At 72.2% G+C, this 18,134-nt stretch carries 12 protein-coding genes; 10 read left to right on the top strand and 2 right to left on the bottom strand.

What is annotated here, in order from left to right:
- From E1182_RS11675 to E1182_RS11690, 4 genes are all read left to right on the top strand, one after another.
- A partial coding sequence (locus E1182_RS11675; RefSeq protein WP_243706176.1) for an ABC transporter substrate-binding protein occupies window positions 1-1,361 on the top strand: 1,361 nt, incomplete at its 5' end.
- A 186-nt stretch (window positions 1,362-1,547) separates the two neighbouring features.
- On the top strand, window positions 1,548-2,393 hold the full coding sequence (locus tag E1182_RS11680) for a carbohydrate ABC transporter permease (protein ID WP_165942587.1): 846 nt from the start codon (window positions 1,548-1,550) through the stop codon (window positions 2,391-2,393).
- Window positions 2,390-3,268 (top strand): carbohydrate ABC transporter permease, encoded by an 879-nt coding sequence (locus E1182_RS11685; protein ID WP_243706177.1) that lies wholly within the window; start codon window positions 2,390-2,392, stop codon window positions 3,266-3,268. The genes E1182_RS11680 and E1182_RS11685 overlap by 4 nt, the downstream gene beginning before the upstream one ends.
- Before the next feature lie 11 nt (window positions 3,269-3,279).
- Complete coding sequence (locus E1182_RS11690; protein WP_132263989.1) at window positions 3,280-5,979, top strand: hypothetical protein; 2,700 nt, start codon at window positions 3,280-3,282, stop codon at window positions 5,977-5,979.
- A gap of 77 nt (window positions 5,980-6,056) precedes the next feature.
- Here E1182_RS11690 and E1182_RS11695 read toward each other — a convergent pair whose 3' ends face one another.
- Window positions 6,057-7,982 carry a cellulase family glycosylhydrolase gene (locus tag E1182_RS11695; protein WP_243706178.1) on the bottom strand — a complete coding sequence of 642 codons (1,926 nt, stop codon included), beginning with the start codon at window positions 7,980-7,982 and terminating at the stop codon, window positions 6,057-6,059.
- Between the two features lie 260 nt (window positions 7,983-8,242).
- On the opposite strand from E1182_RS11695, the gene E1182_RS11700 reads away from it, so the two are divergent.
- The 5 genes from E1182_RS11700 to E1182_RS11720 are packed head-to-tail and all read left to right on the top strand — an operon-like array spanning window position 8,243 to window position 13,379.
- A complete protein-coding gene (locus tag E1182_RS11700) occupies window positions 8,243-9,838 on the top strand; it encodes an ABC transporter substrate-binding protein (RefSeq protein WP_132263991.1) in 1,596 nt (531 codons plus the stop codon).
- A complete protein-coding gene (locus tag E1182_RS11705) occupies window positions 9,835-10,854 on the top strand; it encodes an ABC transporter permease (protein WP_243706179.1) in 1,020 nt (339 codons plus the stop codon). The genes E1182_RS11700 and E1182_RS11705 overlap by 4 nt, the downstream gene beginning before the upstream one ends.
- Window positions 10,847-11,707, top strand: a complete 861-nt coding sequence (locus E1182_RS11710; RefSeq protein WP_132263993.1) for an ABC transporter permease — start codon at window positions 10,847-10,849, stop codon at window positions 11,705-11,707. The genes E1182_RS11705 and E1182_RS11710 overlap by 8 nt, the downstream gene beginning before the upstream one ends.
- On the top strand, window positions 11,704-12,708 hold the full coding sequence (locus E1182_RS11715) for an ABC transporter ATP-binding protein (protein WP_132263995.1): 1,005 nt from the start codon (window positions 11,704-11,706) through the stop codon (window positions 12,706-12,708). The genes E1182_RS11710 and E1182_RS11715 overlap by 4 nt, the downstream gene beginning before the upstream one ends.
- Window positions 12,705-13,379 carry an ABC transporter ATP-binding protein gene (locus E1182_RS11720; RefSeq protein WP_132263998.1) on the top strand — a complete coding sequence of 225 codons (675 nt, stop codon included), beginning with the start codon at window positions 12,705-12,707 and terminating at the stop codon, window positions 13,377-13,379. Before E1182_RS11715 ends, E1182_RS11720 begins: the two co-directional genes overlap by 4 nt.
- Before the next feature lie 9 nt (window positions 13,380-13,388).
- On the opposite strand, the gene E1182_RS11725 is transcribed toward E1182_RS11720, so the two are convergent.
- Complete coding sequence (locus E1182_RS11725) at window positions 13,389-14,381, bottom strand: LacI family DNA-binding transcriptional regulator (protein ID WP_132264035.1); 993 nt, start codon at window positions 14,379-14,381, stop codon at window positions 13,389-13,391.
- Between the two features lie 310 nt (window positions 14,382-14,691).
- Here E1182_RS11725 and E1182_RS11730 point away from each other — a divergent pair, with 310 nt between their 5' ends.
- Complete coding sequence (locus E1182_RS11730) at window positions 14,692-17,886, top strand: glycoside hydrolase (RefSeq protein WP_132264000.1); 3,195 nt, start codon at window positions 14,692-14,694, stop codon at window positions 17,884-17,886.
- Window positions 17,887-18,134 lie beyond the last annotated feature (248 nt).

Below are 18,134 nucleotides of genomic sequence, written 5' to 3' on the forward strand. Positions count from 1 at the left end.
GCCCCGGCTCCCGGCACCTCGTCCCCCACCACGAAAGAAGGTTCAGCACGATGAAGCGATGGACCCGCACCGTCGCCGTCGCGGCGGCGCTCACACTCGGCCTCGCCGCCTGTAGCGACCCCAGCGCCGACGGCCCCGCCGACACCACCGTCTCCTGGCCTGCCCCCACCGGCCGGCTCGACGGTGTCTCCCTGACCATCTGGGCCGCGCAGAACAGCAACACCGTACCGAAGAAGGTCATCGAGGGATTTCAGGCCGCGACCGGGGCCAGAGTCGAGGTGGTCACCATCCCCGACCCGTACGAGCAGGGCATCCAGACCAAGGTCGCCACCGGCGACAAGCCGGACCTGGCCTTCTGGCAGCCCACCGCGTCCATGCTGACCGCGATCAACGCCAGGAGCAACCTGCAGCCCCTCACCGACGCGCCGTGGCTGCCGGCGATGGCGCCGCAGCTGCGCGACATCACCGGGCTGCTCGACGGCACCCGCTACGCCGCCCTGGTCACCAGCCCGGCGGTCGAGGGTGTCTACTACAACAAGGAGGTTCTCGCCGCCCACGGCGTCACCGCCCCGCCGAAGAACTTCGACGAGATGGTCGCCGTGGCCCGCCAGCTCAAGGCCAAGGGCGTCACCCCCTTCCACGAGATGGGCGCCGACCGGTGGGCCACCCAGTGGTGGGTGCAGGTCCAGCTCGCCGACGCCGCCAAGAACGGGCTGTGGGACCGGATCAACACCGGACAGGAGAAGTTCACCGACCCGACCGTGCTCGGCGCCATCAAGAAGTACCAGGCGCTGATCGACGAGGGGCTGTTCAACCCCGACATCAAGACGGCGAAGTTCGAGGACCAGGGTGCCGCGCTGCTCGACGGCAAGGCCGCCATGGTCGTGCAGGTGAACTCCTTCTTCGGTCAACTGCAGGCCAAGGCCGACACGGCGACCCTCAACAAGAAGATCGGCTTCTTCCCGATCTCCCCCTCGGGCAACGTCGGCACCTTCATTCCCGACCAGTCCAACGCCCTGGTCGCCTTCGCCACCGGCGAGCCCAAGCGGGAGGCCGCGGCGCGGCAGCTGCTGGCGTACTGGATGGGTCCCGGCTACCAGGACTTCCTCGCCGACCGCAACACGGTGTCCCTGCAGACCGCCGTACCCGACCCCGCCGGGGTGCCCCAGGCCCTGCGTGACGTGCACGCCGCCCTCCCGGCGTCGGTCGGCTCCATGCAGGCACAGGCCGTCGCCAACCCCGACCTGTTCCTCAACCTCGCCGACATGATCGCCGGCACCACCACCCCCGAACAGGCCGCGAAGGCCACCCAGGACCAGTTCGCCCAGCTGGCCAAGGCCGCAGGCGTCTCCGGCTTCTAGCCGGCCGCGCACCGCTGGGCGTACGCAGGCGCCACCGCGCGCCTGCGTACGCCAGGAGTCAAGGGAGCCCACCACCCGATGCCCACGGCAGTACACGCGCCGGCGCCGGACCGGCTCGGTCCGCGACCGCCCTCGACCCGCCCCGGGCGCCGCGCCACGGGACCCATCCACCGCCGGACGCATCCGATGTGGTTCCTCGTGCCCGCGTTCGCCATCCTGCTCGTCTTCTTCGTCCTGCCCACCCTGTTCAACTTCGTCTACGCCTTCACCGACTGGTCCGGCTTCAAGAGCGAGATCAACCCGGTCGGCTTCGACAACTTCGCCGACCTCGCCTCCAACGGCACGCTGTTCAGCGCACTGCGCATCACCGTCGTCTACGCGGCGCTGGTGGCCGTCTTCCAGAACCTCTTCGGTTTCGCCCTCGCCGTCCTGCTCGAACGCGACACCCGACTCAACCGCGTCGCCCGGGTCTTCTTCCTGATTCCCGTGTTGATGTCCGCCCTCGCCGTCGGCTACCTCTTCCAGGCGTTGCTCAAGCCCGACGGCGGCGTCAACCAGCTGATCAGCGCCGTCGCGCGACAGCCCTTCGACTACGCCTGGCTGGCCGACAACACCTGGAGCATCGTCGTGGTCGCGCTGATCCACTCCTGGAAGTGGATGGGGCTGTCCATGCTCATCTACCTCGCCGGCCTCAAGACGATCCCCGAGGACGTGATGGAGGCCGCCCGCATCGACGGCGCCTCACGGTGGCGCACCTTCTGGGCCGTCCGGTCGCCCCTGCTCGCGCCCGCGGTCACCTTCAACGTCGCGACCGCCCTGCTGGGCTCCATGAACGGCTTCGACATCGTCCAGGCCACCACCGGCGGCGGCCCCGCCCGCACCACGGAGATCCTCAACATCTTCATCTACCGCACCTTCGGGCAGGGCCTGTTCGCCCAGGCCACCACCATGAGCCTGGTGCTGTTCCTGCTCGTCGCCCTGATGGCCTTCCCCGTCATCCACCTGCTGCGCAAACGGGAGGAGATCCTGTGACCGCCGCCGCGCCCCACCGTACGCCCCCTGGCCGGCAACGCACCGGGATCAGCGACGCGCGGATCTGGACCCGGCTCCAACCCGTGGTCGCCGCCGCTCTCGTGGTGGCCCTGATCGGCATCCCGCTCTGGCTCGTCCTGGTCACCGCCGCGAAGTCCCAGGGCGAGGCAATCACCCCCGACCTGTCGTGGCCCGACGACTGGCAACTGTGGGACAACCTCCGCCAGGTCTGGACCGACGCCGACGTCCCCGCCGCGTTTCTCGGCAGCCTGCTGGTCGTCGTGCCCACCGTGGTCGGGGTGCTCCTGTGCGGGTCGATGGCGTCCTGGGTGCTGGCCCGCCGGGCGACCCGCCTCACCGCGGCCCTGTACGCCATCGCGATCAGCGGCATCATCCTGCCACCCGCCGTGGTCACCGTGGTGCTCCTGCTGCGCCAGCTTGGCCTCGCCGGCACGGTCGTCGGGATGATCGGCGTCTACCTGGGCATCTACCTGTCCACGGTGATCTTCTTCGTCACCGGGTTCGTGCGCACCATCCCGACGTCGCTGGAGGAGGCGGCCCAGACCGACGGCGCCGGCCCGCTGACCGTGTTCCGGCGGGTCGTCCTGCCGCTGCTGCGGCCGGTGCTGGCCACCGCGACCATCCTCATCTGCCTGTACGTCTGGAACGACGTCTTCTACGCCTTCTTCGTCGTCGGCGGCCGGCTCGACACCCTGCCGCTCAACCTCTTCCGCGTCGCCAGTGCCGGTCTCTATCTCCACAACTGGCACCTCATCTTTGCCTACGTGATCCTCATGAGCCTGCCGCTGATCGCCGTCCTCGCCGTTGCCCAACGGAAGATCATCTCCGGCATCACCAGCGGCGCCGTCAAGTAGAGGGAGTACCGATGCACACCTTCGTACGGCTCACGGCCGCCCTGGCCGGCCTGACGCTGGCCGCCACCACCCCGATGTCGCCACCCGCCGAGGCCGCCGACGCCACCAACGACGTGCTCGGCGTCGACTTCGCCCGCACCACCGGCGCGTTCCGCGGTGGCGCGACGGGCACCCTCTACGGCTTCGGTGACGAGGGCGCGCCCACCCAGGCGCTGATCAACGGGGCGCACATCACCAACACCTCGCAGAAGGCGCCGTACGGCACCCAGCACCCGAGCGGTGACGCGATCAAGGTCGAGGACGGCTTCTTCCGCAAGCACGGCAAGGACATGTACATCTACGTCCAGGACTACTACCCGGACTGGCCGTACCACGGCGGTCGCCGTCCCGGGGACAGCCGCACCTACCGGCAGGCCGACGGCACGTACACCAACACGCCGAACGGCGTCTGGGACTACCTGGAGGTGGTGGAGTTCGTGGCGGAAGCCGTCGCCACCACCTCGGCCCGCCCCCGCGACTACGTGTTCATCCCCTTCAACGAGCCCGACGGCGGCAACTGGTACGCCGACTGGAGCGGGTTGGGGGACACCTTCCTGGCCGACTGGAAGGCCAGCTACGACACGATTCAGAAGGTCTACGCCCGCCACGGCCTCGGTCACGCGCGCATCGGCGGCCCGGGCGACACCCGGTGGCAGCCGGAACGCTCCGCCGACTTCCTGCGCTACGCCAAGGCCAACGCCGTCCTGCCCGACGTGTTCATCTGGCACGAGCTGGGCATCGACAACCTGCGCACCTTCCGCTCCCACTACGCCGACTACCGGCAGCTGGAGAAGGACCTGGGGCTCGACCCGATCCACGTCAACATCACCGAGTGGGGGATGCTGCGCGACATGGGCACCCCCGGGCAGCTGATCCAGTGGTTGTCCATCATGGAGGACCTGAAGATCGACGGGCAGACCGCGTACTGGAACTACGCCGGGAACCTCAGCGACAACAGCGCCCGCGCCAACGCCGCGAACGCGGGCTGGTGGATGTTCAAGTGGTACGGCGACCTGGAGGGCGCCCGGACCGTCGCCGTCACGCCACCCGCCCTCGACACGGTGGACACCCTCCAGGGCATCGGCGCTGTCGACGTCGCCAACAAGCGGGCCACCGTGCTGTACGGCGGCGGCAGCAAACCGGTGTCGCTGCGCCTGTCCGGTCTGGACCCCCGCGTCTTCGGCTCGCGCGTCGACGTCGAGGTCCGCGAGATCACCCTGTCCGGCGCGGAGGGCGTCGCCGGCGCCCCGCGCGTGGTCAAGGTCCTCGACGGCGTCCGGCTCGACCGGAAAACGATCAACCTCGACGTGCCCACCTACGACCGGTACGCCGCGTACCAGGTGCTCATCACCGCCGAGCAGGACCGCACCCTCGTGGCCGGCGGTGTCTGGACGGCCAGCACCGAGGCGGAGCACACCACCCTGACCTCGGCCACGGTGTACGACCAGGACCCGCAGGGCAGCGGCGGGTGGAAGTTCCTCGCCTCCGGTAGCCGCGACGTCGGCTCCTTCAACCGGCCGACCTCGAAGGCCGACTGGACGGTCACCGTCCCGCGCACCGGCCGCTACCGCTTCCAGGTCATCGGCGGGGCACCCGGCGTGCCGGGCCGCCACGCGCTCTTCGTCGACGGCGCCAACCCGACGATCGTGCAGTACACCGCCAACCTGGCCCTCGGCTCCCACCAGAGGTGGCAGTACCGGGGCAGCGCCGAGGTGACCATCCCGCTGACCGCCGGTCAGCACACGCTGTCCCTGCGGGCCAGCCTGGACGGCACCTCCCTGCTGCCGAACGCCGACATCACCCTGGACAAGTTCCTGCTCACCGACGTCACCGACGGCGAGCCCACCAGCTACCCGGCCTCGACGCTGCGCTACACCGGCGGCGCGCGGCTCACCTACCGCAGCCCCGGGGCCCGCGGCCACGCCGACATCCGCGGGGCGCTCGCGCGCGCCGACGCGTACGTTCACGCGTGGGAGACCGGCTATCACGACCTGAGCCTCGACTACCGCAGCACCGCCGCAACGGCCGCCGAGGTCACGGCCAACGGCCGCCGGGTGGCCACGGTCGCCGCACCCCGCCGCGGTAGCTGGCGCTCCACCGTGCGCCTGCACCTCAGCCAGGGCATCAACGAGGTCGAGATCCGCTCGACCAAGGGGATCCTGCTCCAGCAGTTGACCACCACCCGGGCCGCCGGGTCCGACACCGCCGCGGTCTCGGTCGAGGCGGAGAACGTCATCCGCCGGGGTGCCGTCAGCATTGCCCGCTACACCGAGGCGTCGGGCAGCAACGCCTCCGGGCTCGCCGGCCTGGGGCACGTCGGCAACGGCACCGCCAACACCTTCCAGGTGCCGCGCCGGCCCGGTTTCGACCGGCCCGGCGACTACGACATCGTCGTCGCCTACGCCAACGCCGAACTCGGCGGCAGCCACGACTACAACCCGCAGGTCATCGACCGTCGGCTGAACGTCACGGAGACCGGCGGCGGCAGCGCGCACGCCTACTTCCGCTACACCTACGCGTGGAACAGCTTCCTGGAGCGCACCATCCCGGTGACTCTCTCCACCGCCGACGGCCCGCTCGTCTTCGGTAACCCGGACGCCTACGCCCCCGACATCGACAAGATCACCATCGCCCCGGTCACCCTGGGCACACCGACCACAGTGCGCCGCTGAACCGGCCGACCAGCAGGCGCGGCCCGGGGCGACCCCACGTCGCCCCGGGCACGCCCGGGCGGGACCCGGCAGGCGGCCTACCGGCGGGCCGCGGGAGCGAACACGGTGTCCCGCCAGCGCAGCAGTTCCGCACGGGCCGCGGCGAGCTGTCCGGCGGTCACCGGTGCTCCGGACGCGGCGCCGACCACGAGTGCGACGTGCACCGTACCGGCGGGGGAGTCGGCGGCGTCGACCAGCAGGCGCTGTGCGGTACGCGCACCGACCTCCCGGGTGACCGACACCGGCCCGGCGGCGGGTACCCCGTGCACGGTGGCGACGTCGCTCACCACGGCGGTGCCGGCGGCCGGGAACGAGGCGGGCAGGTGCAGCTCGGTCGGACCGTTCGGGCGGGTGGCCGGCTGACGCCAGACCAGCACCCCGTACTGGCGGCCGGCCACCAGCGCCGACACCGCCGGCATGGTGGCCGGCGGGGTCAGCCACGCGCGCTGCTGTCCGGCGCCGCCGTAGCCGGAGCGGGCCAGGTCCTCGTAGGCGAAGGCGAGGGTGTCACCGGCCACCGCACTCGGGTAGAGCCGGTCGAGCAGCCGTCGGTCCAGCCGGAGCGTCACCGCCCCGGCGTCGTCCATCTCGACGACCGAGTGGTCCTCGTCGTTCCAGGCGTCCCCCTCGGTCTGCACCTTGTCCGGGTTGCCGTTCATCAGCTCGTGGTGCCGGTCGTGGTAGATGTCCCACTGCCACTGGGTGCCCGACAGCACCGTGCCGCCCGCGCGGGGGTCGGCCCACCACCGGGCGCCGGCCACCCCGGCGTCCATGCCCTGGTACATCGCGCGCAGCATCCACGGGGTCCGGTCGCTGCCGTGCCCGGAGAGCTTGTTGCCGAACTCGGAGACGAACGGCGCGGTGGCCAGGTCGCCGGCCCGGTTCCGGATCCGGTTCATCGCCGTCGCGTACGTGCCGTCGCCGGCGGGGGAGGGGTCCAGGGTGATCCGGGCGCCGTCGTAGTAGTGGCTGTTGAACACGAAGCGCGCGCCGAGCGGCGGGGACTCCGGTAGCCCACCCTGCTCGAAGAAGCCGGTGTTCCAGAAGACCAGCGGCTCGACGAAAGCCGGCTTCGCCGCCCAGCCGGCGGTGTCCATGGCCGCGCGGAAGCGCTGGTAGAACGGGATCAGGTGGTTGCGTTCCCACTCCGCGCCGGATCGGCTCTCCATACCCCCGTCGAAGGGCTCGTTGAACGGGTCGAACCCGATGATGTTGCGGAACGACGCGGCCGGCAGCCGCTGCGCGAGGTGCCGCATGGTCGCCGTCGCCTGGGTGAGGAACGCATCCTGGACGCCGACCTCACCGGCCTCGGTGCGCAGGGTCCGGTTGCGCCAGAAGTCGGCCATCGCCTGGCGCACGGCGGTGTTGTTCATCATGTTCTGCCCCCAGAGGAAGCAGATCCCGCACGACTCGCGGGGGTAGCCGCCGGCGCGGATCACCCAGGCGGGTGCGCCGTCGCCGGTGTACCAGCTGTCGCGGTGGAACAGGTGCGCGGAGTAGAGGTCCTGGTGGTAGTCGAGCAGGACGTGGAAGCCGCGATCGGTGAACTCGCGGATCTGTTCCACCGCCCGGTCCAGGTAGCCGGTGTCGATCCGGTTCGGAGCCGGCTGGACCCCCTCCCAGGAGATCAGGAAGCGGATGGTGTTCGCCCCGGTCAGGTCCCGCATGGCCTGGGCGGAGGCGGCGGCGTCGGCCCGGCTGCGAAACGGCAGGAGGTTGTTCTCGTACAGCTTGGTACTGCCGGAGACGTTGAAGCCGCGCAGCACGATCTCGCGGCCCTGCTCGTCGCGGAACACCCCGCCGTGGGCGGGGTGCGGGCTCACCGTGACGGCCGCACTGCCGGCGGCCGCCGGAGTGCGCGGGCCGGTGGCGGGCCGGGGGACGGTGGCACCGGCCGATGTGGTCAGGGCGAGGGAGAGACCCGCCGCTCCCAAAAACGTGAATACTGCTCGCGAAGCACCCATGGATAGATGCTAGTGCATTCCCGGCGGGGTGTCCCGTGGTTCGGTCGCCGGTGTTCGGGCACTCGGGCCGCGGCCGTGCCGGCGGTGGCTCCCCGGTGTCCTGCGGACAGGATCACAGTGCTGAATCCTTTGTTGCATATCACTGGCAATTACGTGATGCTGGCATCCCGACGGTCGGCCCCGATCATCGGGTCGATCGTGCCCTCCGGGGCGGGCGGCCTCGTGCCGCCGCACCACCTGACCACTCACGGGAGCATCTGATGGGTACCCCGCTGTCCACCCGCGCGGCGATCCTGGCCGTCGCCGCCCTCATGGCCACGGCCGGCTGCTCGTCCCCGGCGGCCACCTCCAGCGGGGCCGGCGGCGCCGGCACCATTGTGGTCGCCACGGCCGGCGAACCGGACACGCTCAACCCGGTGCTGAACTACGGGGTCGACGGCGGCTCGCTGATCTTCGACGGTCTCGTCACCCGAGACGCCGGCAACCGGCTCGTCCCGGCGCTGGCCCGGGAACTGCCGACCGTGTCGCCGGATGGACGGAGTGTCACCGCGACCCTGCGCGAGGGCGTACGCTTCCACGACGGCAGTCCGTTGACCGCCCAGGACGTGGTCTTCACCTACCAGGCCGTGCTGGATCCGAAGGTCGACTCCACGCTCCGGTCCGACCTGGACATGCTCGCCTCGGTCGCCGCGCCGGATCCGTCCACCGTGGTGTTCCGACTGAAGTACGCCTACGCGCCGTTCCTGCAACGGCTCACCCTCGGTATCGTGCCGGCCAAGGCCCTCGCCGGGCAGGACATCAACCAGGCCGGCTTCAACCGCAAGCCGGTGGGCACCGGCCCGTACCGGGTGACGTCGTGGACGCCGGGCGACCGGCTCGTCCTGGCCGCCAACGAGGCGTACTGGGGCGGTCGGCCCGCCAACTCCGGGGTCGTGGTGGCCTTCGTCGCCGACGACAACGTCCGCGCCCAGCGGATGCGGGCCGGGGAGTTCGACGCCGCGGAGTTGGCGCCGAAGCTGGCCTCCGGCTTCGACCGACAGGCCGGCTACCGGGTCGAGCGGGTGCCCACCGCCGACTACCGGGGGGTGATGCTGCCGATGGGCAACCCGGTCACCGGGGACGTGGCGGTGCGCCGGGCGCTGAACGCGGCGGTGGACCGCCAGGCGATGGTCACCGGCGTGCTCGGCGGCGCGGGGGAGCCGGCGCACGGCCCGATCCCACCCTCGTCGGAGTTCGCCACCCCGTCGGCCGCCGGCCCCGCCACCGCCGATCCGGCCGCCGCCACCGCCGCTCTCGACGCCGCCGGCTGGCGACCCGGCGCGGACGGCATCCGGGTCCGCGACGGCCGCCCGGCCGCGTTCATCCTGATGTACCCGGCCACCGACAGCCTGCGCAAGGAACTCGCCCTCGCCGTCACCGCCGACGCCAAGAAGATCGGCATCAGGATCACCCCCGAGGGCCTCACCTGGGACGCGATCACCCCCAGGATGCGCACCGACGCGCTGATCATGGGTTACGGCACCCCGTACGACCCGGACTTCGTCTCCTACAAGCTGTTCGGCTCCGCCTTCGCCGGTCAGGGCTTCTTCAACCCCGGCTCGTACCGGTCGCCGGTGGTCGACAAGGCGCTGCAGGACGGCCGCGACACCGCCGACCCGACCGGCCGCAAGGCCGCCTACGCCCTCTTCCAGCAGCAGCTCGCCACCGACGTGCCGTGGGTGTTCCTCACCTACCTCAAGCACACCTACGTGGTGAAGGAGGCGGTCGCCGGGGTGACGCCCCGGGTCGAGCCGCACGAGCACGACGTGGCCAACAGCCTCTGGTGGAACATCCACACCTGGACGAAGACGTCGTGACGCCGACCGCCGCCACCGTGGCCAGGCGACGGCGCCGGCGGCTGTCCGGCGCCGGCGCGGTCGTCCGCCGCCGGTTGCTGGTCGCCGTACCGGTCCTCGCCGCGACCAGCGTCGGCATGTTCCTCCTCGGCGCGGCCTCCCCGATCGACCCCGCCCAGCAGTACGCCGGTGCGGCGGCGTTCACCACCAGCGAGGAGAACCTGGCCCAGATCCGCGCCAACTGGGGTGTCGACGACCCGCTGCCGGTGCAGTACGCCCGCTGGGTCGGCAACCTGCTCCGCGGTGACCTGGGCTGGTCGACCAGCCGCCACGAGCCGGTGGCCGACGTGCTGGCCGCGCGCGCCGGCTGGACGCTGCTGCTGGTCGGTGCCGCCCTGGCCCTGGTGCTGGCGGCGAGCCTGCTGCTGGGCACCGTCGCCGCGTACCGGCGCGGCGGCTGGCTCGACCGGGCGGTACGCGCCGGCGCGTACGCGGTGCAGTCGATGCCGGTGTTCTGGCTCGGGCTGGCCGCCATCGCCGTGTTCGCCCTGGCCCTCGGGTGGCTGCCGGCCGGCGGACTCACCGACGTGACCGCCACCGGAACCGACCCCGCCGACGTGGCCCGGCACCTCGTCCTGCCGGTCACCGTGCTGGCCATCTCCCAGGCGCCGTGGTTCGTGCTGTTCGTCCGCGACACCGTCGCCGAGAGCCTGCGCGACGACCACGTCCTCGCCGCCCGGGCCCGCGGCCTGCCCGGGCGTACCGTCCTGTTCGGCCACGCCCTGCGGACCGCGCTGCTGCCGTTCCTCACCCTGGTCGGCACCCACCTGCCCGAACTGGTCGGCGGCGCGGTGCTGGTGGAGACCGTGTTCTCCCTGCCCGGCCTCGGCGCGGTCACCGTCCAGGCGGCCCTGGGCAGCGACTTCCCGCTGTTGGCCGCCACCACCCTCGCCACCACCGTCGTGGTGCTGACCGCCAACCTCCTCACCGACCTGGCCTACGCCGCCGCCGACCCCCGGGTACGCCTCGATGACTGATCTCGCCCTGCCCGCCCGCCTCCGGCGACCGCTGTTCCGGCCCGGGATCGTCCTCGCCTCGGTCGTCCTGGTCGCCGCGGTCGCCGCCTGCCTGGCCGCGCCCCTGCTCTGGCCCCTCGACGAGAGCGCGGTGGATCTGGCCCGTACCCGGCTCGCCCCCTCCTGGGCACACCTGGCCGGCACCGACGACCTGGGTCGCGACGTCGCCCACCGCAGCCTCTACGGGCTGCGCGTCTCGCTGCTGGTCGGGGCGGTCGCGGCGCTCGTCGCCGCCGGGATCGGCGGCCTCGTCGGCACGGTCGCCGCCACCTGCGGCGGCCGGGTCGACCGGGCGTTGATGCGGGTGGTCGACACCATCGCCGCCCTGCCACACCTGCTGCTGGGCATCTTCATCGTGGCGATGCTGCGTCCCAGCCTCGGCGCGGTGATCCTGTCCATCGGGCTGACCCACTGGCTGTCCACCGCCCGTATCGTCCGCTCCGAGCTGCTCAGCCTGCGTACCCGCCCGTTCGTCGACGCGGCGGTCGCCGGCGGTGCCAGCCGCACCCGGGTGCTCACCCGTCACCTGCTGCCCCACGTCCTGCCGCGAATCGCGCTGGCCACCACGCTGATGGTGCCGCACGCCGTCTGGCACGAGACCGCGCTGTCCTTCCTCGGCCTCGGCCTGCCCCCGCACCTGGCCTCCCTCGGCAACATGATCAACGACGGACAGCGCTCCCTGCTCACCGGCGCCTGGTGGGCCAGCCTGGTGCCCGGCCTGCTGCTCGTCGCGGTCACCCTCGCGCTGGCCGCCCTGACCGGCCGGTGGCGCGACCGCCTCGACCCCCGCGTACGAGCGGAGCTGCACCTGTGACCACCACCGCCCCCGCCACCACGACCAGCGCCCGCGCCGGCCGTCCGCCAGCCCTGTTGGACGTCGAGGGGCTGACCGTCCGTTTCCGGCTCCGCGACGCCGTCGTGCACGCCGTCACCGACCTGCGGCTGACCGTCCAACCCGGCGAACTCCTCGCCGTGGTCGGAGAGTCCGGCTGCGGCAAGTCCGTGCTCGCCCACGCCCTGCTCGGCCTGCTGCCCGGCAACGCCACCGTCACCGGGCAGGCCCGCCTGCACCCACCCGCCGGGAACCCGGTCGACCTGCTCGGCTGCGGCGAGCGCCGGCTCGCCCGTGAGGTGCGCGGCCGCGCGCTCGGGCTGGTGCCACAGAGCCCGGCCACCGCGCTGACCCCGGTACGCACCGGCCGGCGGCTGCTGGTGGAGACCCTGCGCGCCCACGGCCACCCCCGCCGGGACGCCGACCCGGCCGCCGACCGGCTCGCCGTCGAGGTCGGCCTCGACCCGGCCGACCTCGACCGGTACCCGCACGAGCTGTCCGGCGGGATGGCGCAACGTCTGGTCACCGCGCTGGCGCTGGCCCCCGACCCGCCGCTGTTGCTTGCCGACGAACCCACCACCGGCCTGGACCGGCCCCTGGTCGACCACACCCTCGACCTGCTGCGGCGACGCTGCGACACCGGCGGGGCGGTTCTGCTCATCACCCACGACCTCGCCGCCGCCCGGCGGGTCGCCGACACGATCGCCGTCATGTACGCCAGCCGCATCGTCGAGCACCGGCCCGCTGGCGCCCTGTTCGACGCCCCCGTCCACCCCTACTCCGCCGGGCTGCTCGACGCCCTGCCCGACCGGGCCTTCCGGCCCGTACCCGGGCATCCGCCGATGCTCACCGACCTGCCGCCGGGCTGTGCCTTCGCGCCGCGCTGCGAGCGCGCCACCGACACCTGCCGGACCGCGCCGGCCCCGGCGCTGCCCGGCCCCGGCCGGGCGGCCTGCCACCACCCGCTGGGAGCACCGGCATGACCAGCGCACTCGTCGCCCACCAGATCACCGTCCACTACGACAGGCAGCGCGTCCTCGACCGGGTCGACCTGCGGATCGCCGCCGGTGAGACGGTCGGGTTGCGCGGCCCGTCGGGCAGTGGCAAATCCACCCTCGCCCGGGTCCTGGCCCTGCTGCACGCCCCCGACGGCGGTCACGTCGCCCTCGACGGCCAGCGACTGGCCGGCGTCCGTCATCGGCTGCCGGCCGCCGTCCGTACCCGGGTCGCGATCCTCTTCCAGAGCCCGCGCGCGGCCACCGACCCGCGGCTGACCCTCGCCGACCTCATCGCCGAGCCGTTGCGCGCGACCGGCACCCCACGCGAGGCGGCCCGGGCCCGGGCCCGCGAACTGGCCGATCTCGTGGGCCTCACCCCGGACCTGCTCGCCCGCCGTCCGCACGCGGTCAGCGACGGGCAGCTGCAACGGGCCTGTCTCGCCCGTTCCCTCGTCCATCGGCCCGGCTACCTGCTCTGCGACGAGGCCACCGCCATGCTGGACGCCTCCACCCAGGCCCACCTCGCCGCCGTCGTCACCGACTACCAACGCCAGCACGGCGCCGGGGTCCTGCTCGTCAGCCACGACGCGGCCCTGCTGGCGCGCTGGGCGACCCGGGTGGTCGAGCTGCCCATCGGAGGGCGACCCACCGGTTGAGCTGCGGCGTCACCGCTGCTGTCGGGGCGGGGCGGTGCTGTCGCGCAGCACCAGCCGGGTGGGCACCAGCGTGGTGCCGGTCTCGGTGGCACCGGTGCGAACCTGACGCAGCGCCGCCTCCACACAGCGGCGGCCGACCTCCGCGAAGTCCTGACGGACCGTGGTCAGCGGCGGGATGAACGAACCCGCCTCGGCGATGTCGTCGAAGCCGACCACGCTCACGTCGCGGGGCACCGACCTGCCGCCCTGGTGGAACGCGCGGAGCACGCCGAGGGCCATCTGGTCGTTGGCGACGAAGACGGCCGTGCAGTCGGGCTCCTCGACCAGTTCCAGCCCGGCCCGGTAGCCGGCCTCGGCGGACCAGTCACCCCGGTGCAGCGGCGGCACCCGCCGCCCGGCCTCCCGCAGCGCCCCACGCCAGGCCAGCGCACGTCGTTCGGCGGCGAAGGACTCCGGCGGCCCGGCCACGTGCCACACCGTCCGGTGCCCGAGGTCGAGCAGGTGGTGGATGGCCTGCCGGGCCCCGTGCGCCTGGTCGGTGTCGACCACGCAGTAGCGGTCCCCGGCGTCGGAGTCGACGATGACGACGTGGACGCCCGGCGGCAGGACCACCGTCGCGGTGTCCAGCAGATGAACCTCCATGATGACGATGACGGCGTCGACGGCGAGTTCGCCGAGCCGGGTGAAGGCGCCGTCGACCCGGTCCTGGGTGGGGGAGGTGACCGGGATGAGGGTGATGACGTAGCCGGCCTCGGCGGCGTACGTGGCGATCGCCTCCAGGGTGCGGCTGTTGCCCGTGGTGGCCAACGTGAACAGCACGACACCGATGGCGCGGAACTCGCCGTACTTCAGGGCCCGCGCGGCGCCGTTGGGCCGGTAGCCGAGTTGCCGCATCGCGGTGAGGACCTGCTCACGGGTTGCGGGGACCACGCCCGGGTGGCCGGTCGAGACACGCGAGACGGTCTGGGCGGACACCCCGGCGAGGCGGGCCACGTCGGCCATCGAGACGCGGCGTCGACGCGGCGGGCGCGAACCGGTCCCGGGTGGACCGGCCGAGGTCTCGGGTGGCCGGATCGTGCTCATCCCGCTCCCTCCGGCGGTCCACGGTGCCCGGCGCCGACCTGGTGGTCATGTCTTGACGGGCCGATGGTCGGCTGACACTATCCCGGCACCCATGTTTACGTAAACATTGCCGGCCGGTGTCCGATGAGATCCCCTGGCATTCCTCCCCGGCGGTTGCGATGTTTGCGCGAACCTGGCCGCCCGGCCGTCGGCCAACGGCGCTCCGCACAACGAAGGAGACCCGCCCACCGTGAAGGGACACCCAGCGGTCCGACGGCTCGCCGCCGCCGTCACCACCGCCATCGTCACCGCCGGCACCGTCACCGCCGGCGCCGCCGTCACCCCCGCCGTCGGCGCGGCTCAGGCCGCCGCCGCGCAGGTCCCGACGGTCAGCGTCCGACCTGACCCGTCGTACCAGGGGCAGGAGTTCGAAGGCTGGGGCACCAGCCTGATCTGGTTCGCCAACGCCACCGGCGACTACCCGGTCGAGGTCCGCGAGAAGCTGGCCCAACTGGTCTTCGGCCCACAGGGTCTCAACCTCAACATCGCCCGCTACAACATCGGCGGCGGCAACGCCCCCGACGTCCCCGACTACCTGCGCCGTGGTGGGGCCGTGCCGGGCTGGTGGAAGGCACCCGCCGGCACCACCCGCACCGACAAGGACTGGTGGAACCCGGAGGACCCCAACCACTGGAACTGGGACGCCGACCAGACGCAGCGGTGGTGGATCGACCGGATCAAGAACGACATCACGCACTGGGAGACCTTCAGCAACTCGCCCCCGTGGTTCCAGACCGTCAGCGGGTACGTCTCCGGCGGATTCGACTCCACGAAGGACCAGATCAGGGCCGACAAGGTCGACGACTTCGCCACCTACCTGGTTCGGGTCACCGAACACCTGGAGAAGACGCACGGCATCACGGTCGACACCATCGACCCGCTCAACGAGCCGAACACCAACTACTGGGGCACCCGCCTGGGCGCCGACGGCAACCCGGTCGGCGGCCGGCAGGAGGGTGCACACGCCGGTCCTGAGCTGCAACAGCAGGTGATCCGCGCGCTGGCGAAGAAGCTGCGGGCCGCCGGCAGCGACACCGTCATCTCCGCCATGGACGAGACCAACCCCGGCACGTTCCTCACCAACTGGAACGCCTACGCCGACGACGTGCGTGGCGAGGTCGCCCAGCTCAACGTGCACACCTACGGCACCGGCCAGCGCACCGCCGTACGGGACATCGCCAAGGGCGAGAACAAGCCGCTGTGGATGAGCGAGGTGGAGGGTTCCTGGGGCAACGGCCACAGCCTCACCAACATGGCGCCCGGCCTCGGCATGGCCCAGCACATCATCGACGACCTGCGGGAGCTGGAGCCGTCGGCCTGGGCGTTCTGGCAGCCGGTCGAGGACTACGACAACATGAAACCCGGTGGCGAGTTCCCGCAGGGTTCCAACTGGGGCAGCATCCAACTGCCGTTCGACTGCACGGCCGAGGACACCCTGGAAACCTGCCCGATCTACACCAACACCAAGTTCCACACGGTGCGTAACTTCACCCACCACATCCGCCCCGGTGACCGGATGATCGCCGTCGACGACACCTCCAGCGTCGCCGCCGTCTCCGCCGACAAGCGGGCCACCGTCGTGCACGTCAACTCCGGCACCCAGGCCCGCAACGTCCGCCTCGACCTGTCGGCCTTCGGCACCGTCGCGCCCGACGCCACCGTCACCCCGGTGGTCACCAGCGCCGAGGGGGCGTTGCGCACCGGCACCCCGGTCGCCGTCCGGGACCGCGCGGCCAGCCTGCAGGTGCCCGCCCAGTCCGTGACGACGTTCCTGGTCACCGGTGTCTCCGGCGTCGCCAAGGACGCCGGGCTCATCCAGGACGGCCACGTCTACCGCCTCCGTGGCGTGCAGAGCGGCCGGTCCCTCGCCCCGTCCGGCAGCACCTCCGGCGCGGTGATCCGCACCGACGACCCGCTCAGCGCCGACCAGTTGTGGCGGCTGACCAAGCTCACCGGCGGGCAGAGCAACCGGGAACGTTACGCCCTCAGCACCGCCCGGGGGAACCGGCAGCTCGCCGTGATCGACGGCACCGTCACCCTGGTGCCCGCCGTGCCCGCACCCGCGCCGACGGCCCAGTGGATCCTCTCCACCACCGGAGACGGGACGTACACCCTGGTCAACGCCGCCACCCGGCGGCTGCTCGAGGTCGGCGGCCAGGCCACCCAGGACGGTGCCGCGGTGTCCACCTGGCTGGCCAACTCCGGCGTCAACCAGCGCTGGCGGATCGTCGACGAGACCGTCCTCGGCATCGAGCGCACCCAGGCGTTCACCGTGCCGGGTAAGGCGCCGACACTGCCGGCGACCGTCGTCCCGATCCGCCGGGACGGGCCCCGGGGGACACTGCCCGTGACGTGGCGACTGCCCGGCGCGTGGACCTGGCAGAAGCCGGGCACGGTCACCGTCATCGGTCGGGCCACCGACGTGCTCGGCCGCACCCACACCGCCCAGGCCACGGTCGTCGTCGACACCCTGGTCAGCACCGAACCGGGCCGGGCCAAGACCATCCCCGGCGGCCAACCGCAGCTGCCGGCCACGGTGACCGCGGTGGCCCGGGGCGGCGCGCGCGTCGACCGTCCGGTGACCTGGCAGACCCCGCCGGCCGGGACGTACGACACGGTCGGCGTCGTCACCGTCGCGGGGCAGGCCGACGCCGGTGACGGCCGGACCCTGCCGGCCACCGCCCGGGTCCAGGTCACCGCTCCGGTCGAGCGGAAGACCCCGACCGGTACGGTCACCGCCACCTTCACCGAACCGGGTTACTCCACGACCGGCCTGACCAACGGCAACCTCACCGACAAGGCCTGGTCGAACTGGAAGTCGGAGAACAAGAACACCAGCGACACGCTCACCGTCACCCTGCCCGAGCGGAAGACCCTCACCCGGGTCGTGACCCACTTCTACCGCGACGGCGGCGACAGCTACCCCGACACCCTGCGGGTGCAGGTCCGCGACCCGCAGGGCAACTGGGTCGACGCCGGGAATCCGGTCACCGTCCCGACCGGCACCCCGACCGGGCCCGTGGTCGAGGCCCCGGTGCCGCCCACCGTCACCGACGGGTACCGGATCGTGCTCACCGCGTACCCGAACCGGCACATGACCATCAGCGAGATCGAGACCTACGCGCACGGGCCCGGCACCTCGTCGGACGCCGGCGCCACCGCGATCCTGCTCGACGGCAAGCCGGCCGCCGGGTTCAACCCCGACCGCGGCACCGTCTACGTGGTGGCCAAGGGGGCGCTGCCGTCGGTCAGCGCGGTGACCGCCGACCCGTACGCCGAGGTGACGGTGCGCCAGGCCGACGTCCGCACCCGGACGGCGACCGTGACGGTCACCAGTGAGGACGGCTCGCGTACGCGCACCTGGTCGGTGCAGTTCCGGCGCTGATCCCGGCCCGTCCGCGCCCACCCGGGCGACCGGCTCGCGGGTCCGGTGGTGACCAGCACACCACCGGACCCGCGAGCGGGGCGGTCCAGGTGCACCAGGACGCACCCGCTGTCCCGCCGGGGCGTCCTGCACCACAACCAATCCACTCGGCCGCATCGAATACGGCATCCTGCGCCGTCCCGACGCCGCGACAGCCCAGAATGCCGCAACCGGCAAGCCCGATGGCGGCGCAAGCCGCAAGAAATCGG

The organism is Micromonospora sp. KC721 (genome assembly GCF_004348355.1).
GTDB lineage: Bacteria > Actinomycetota > Actinomycetes > Mycobacteriales > Micromonosporaceae > Micromonospora.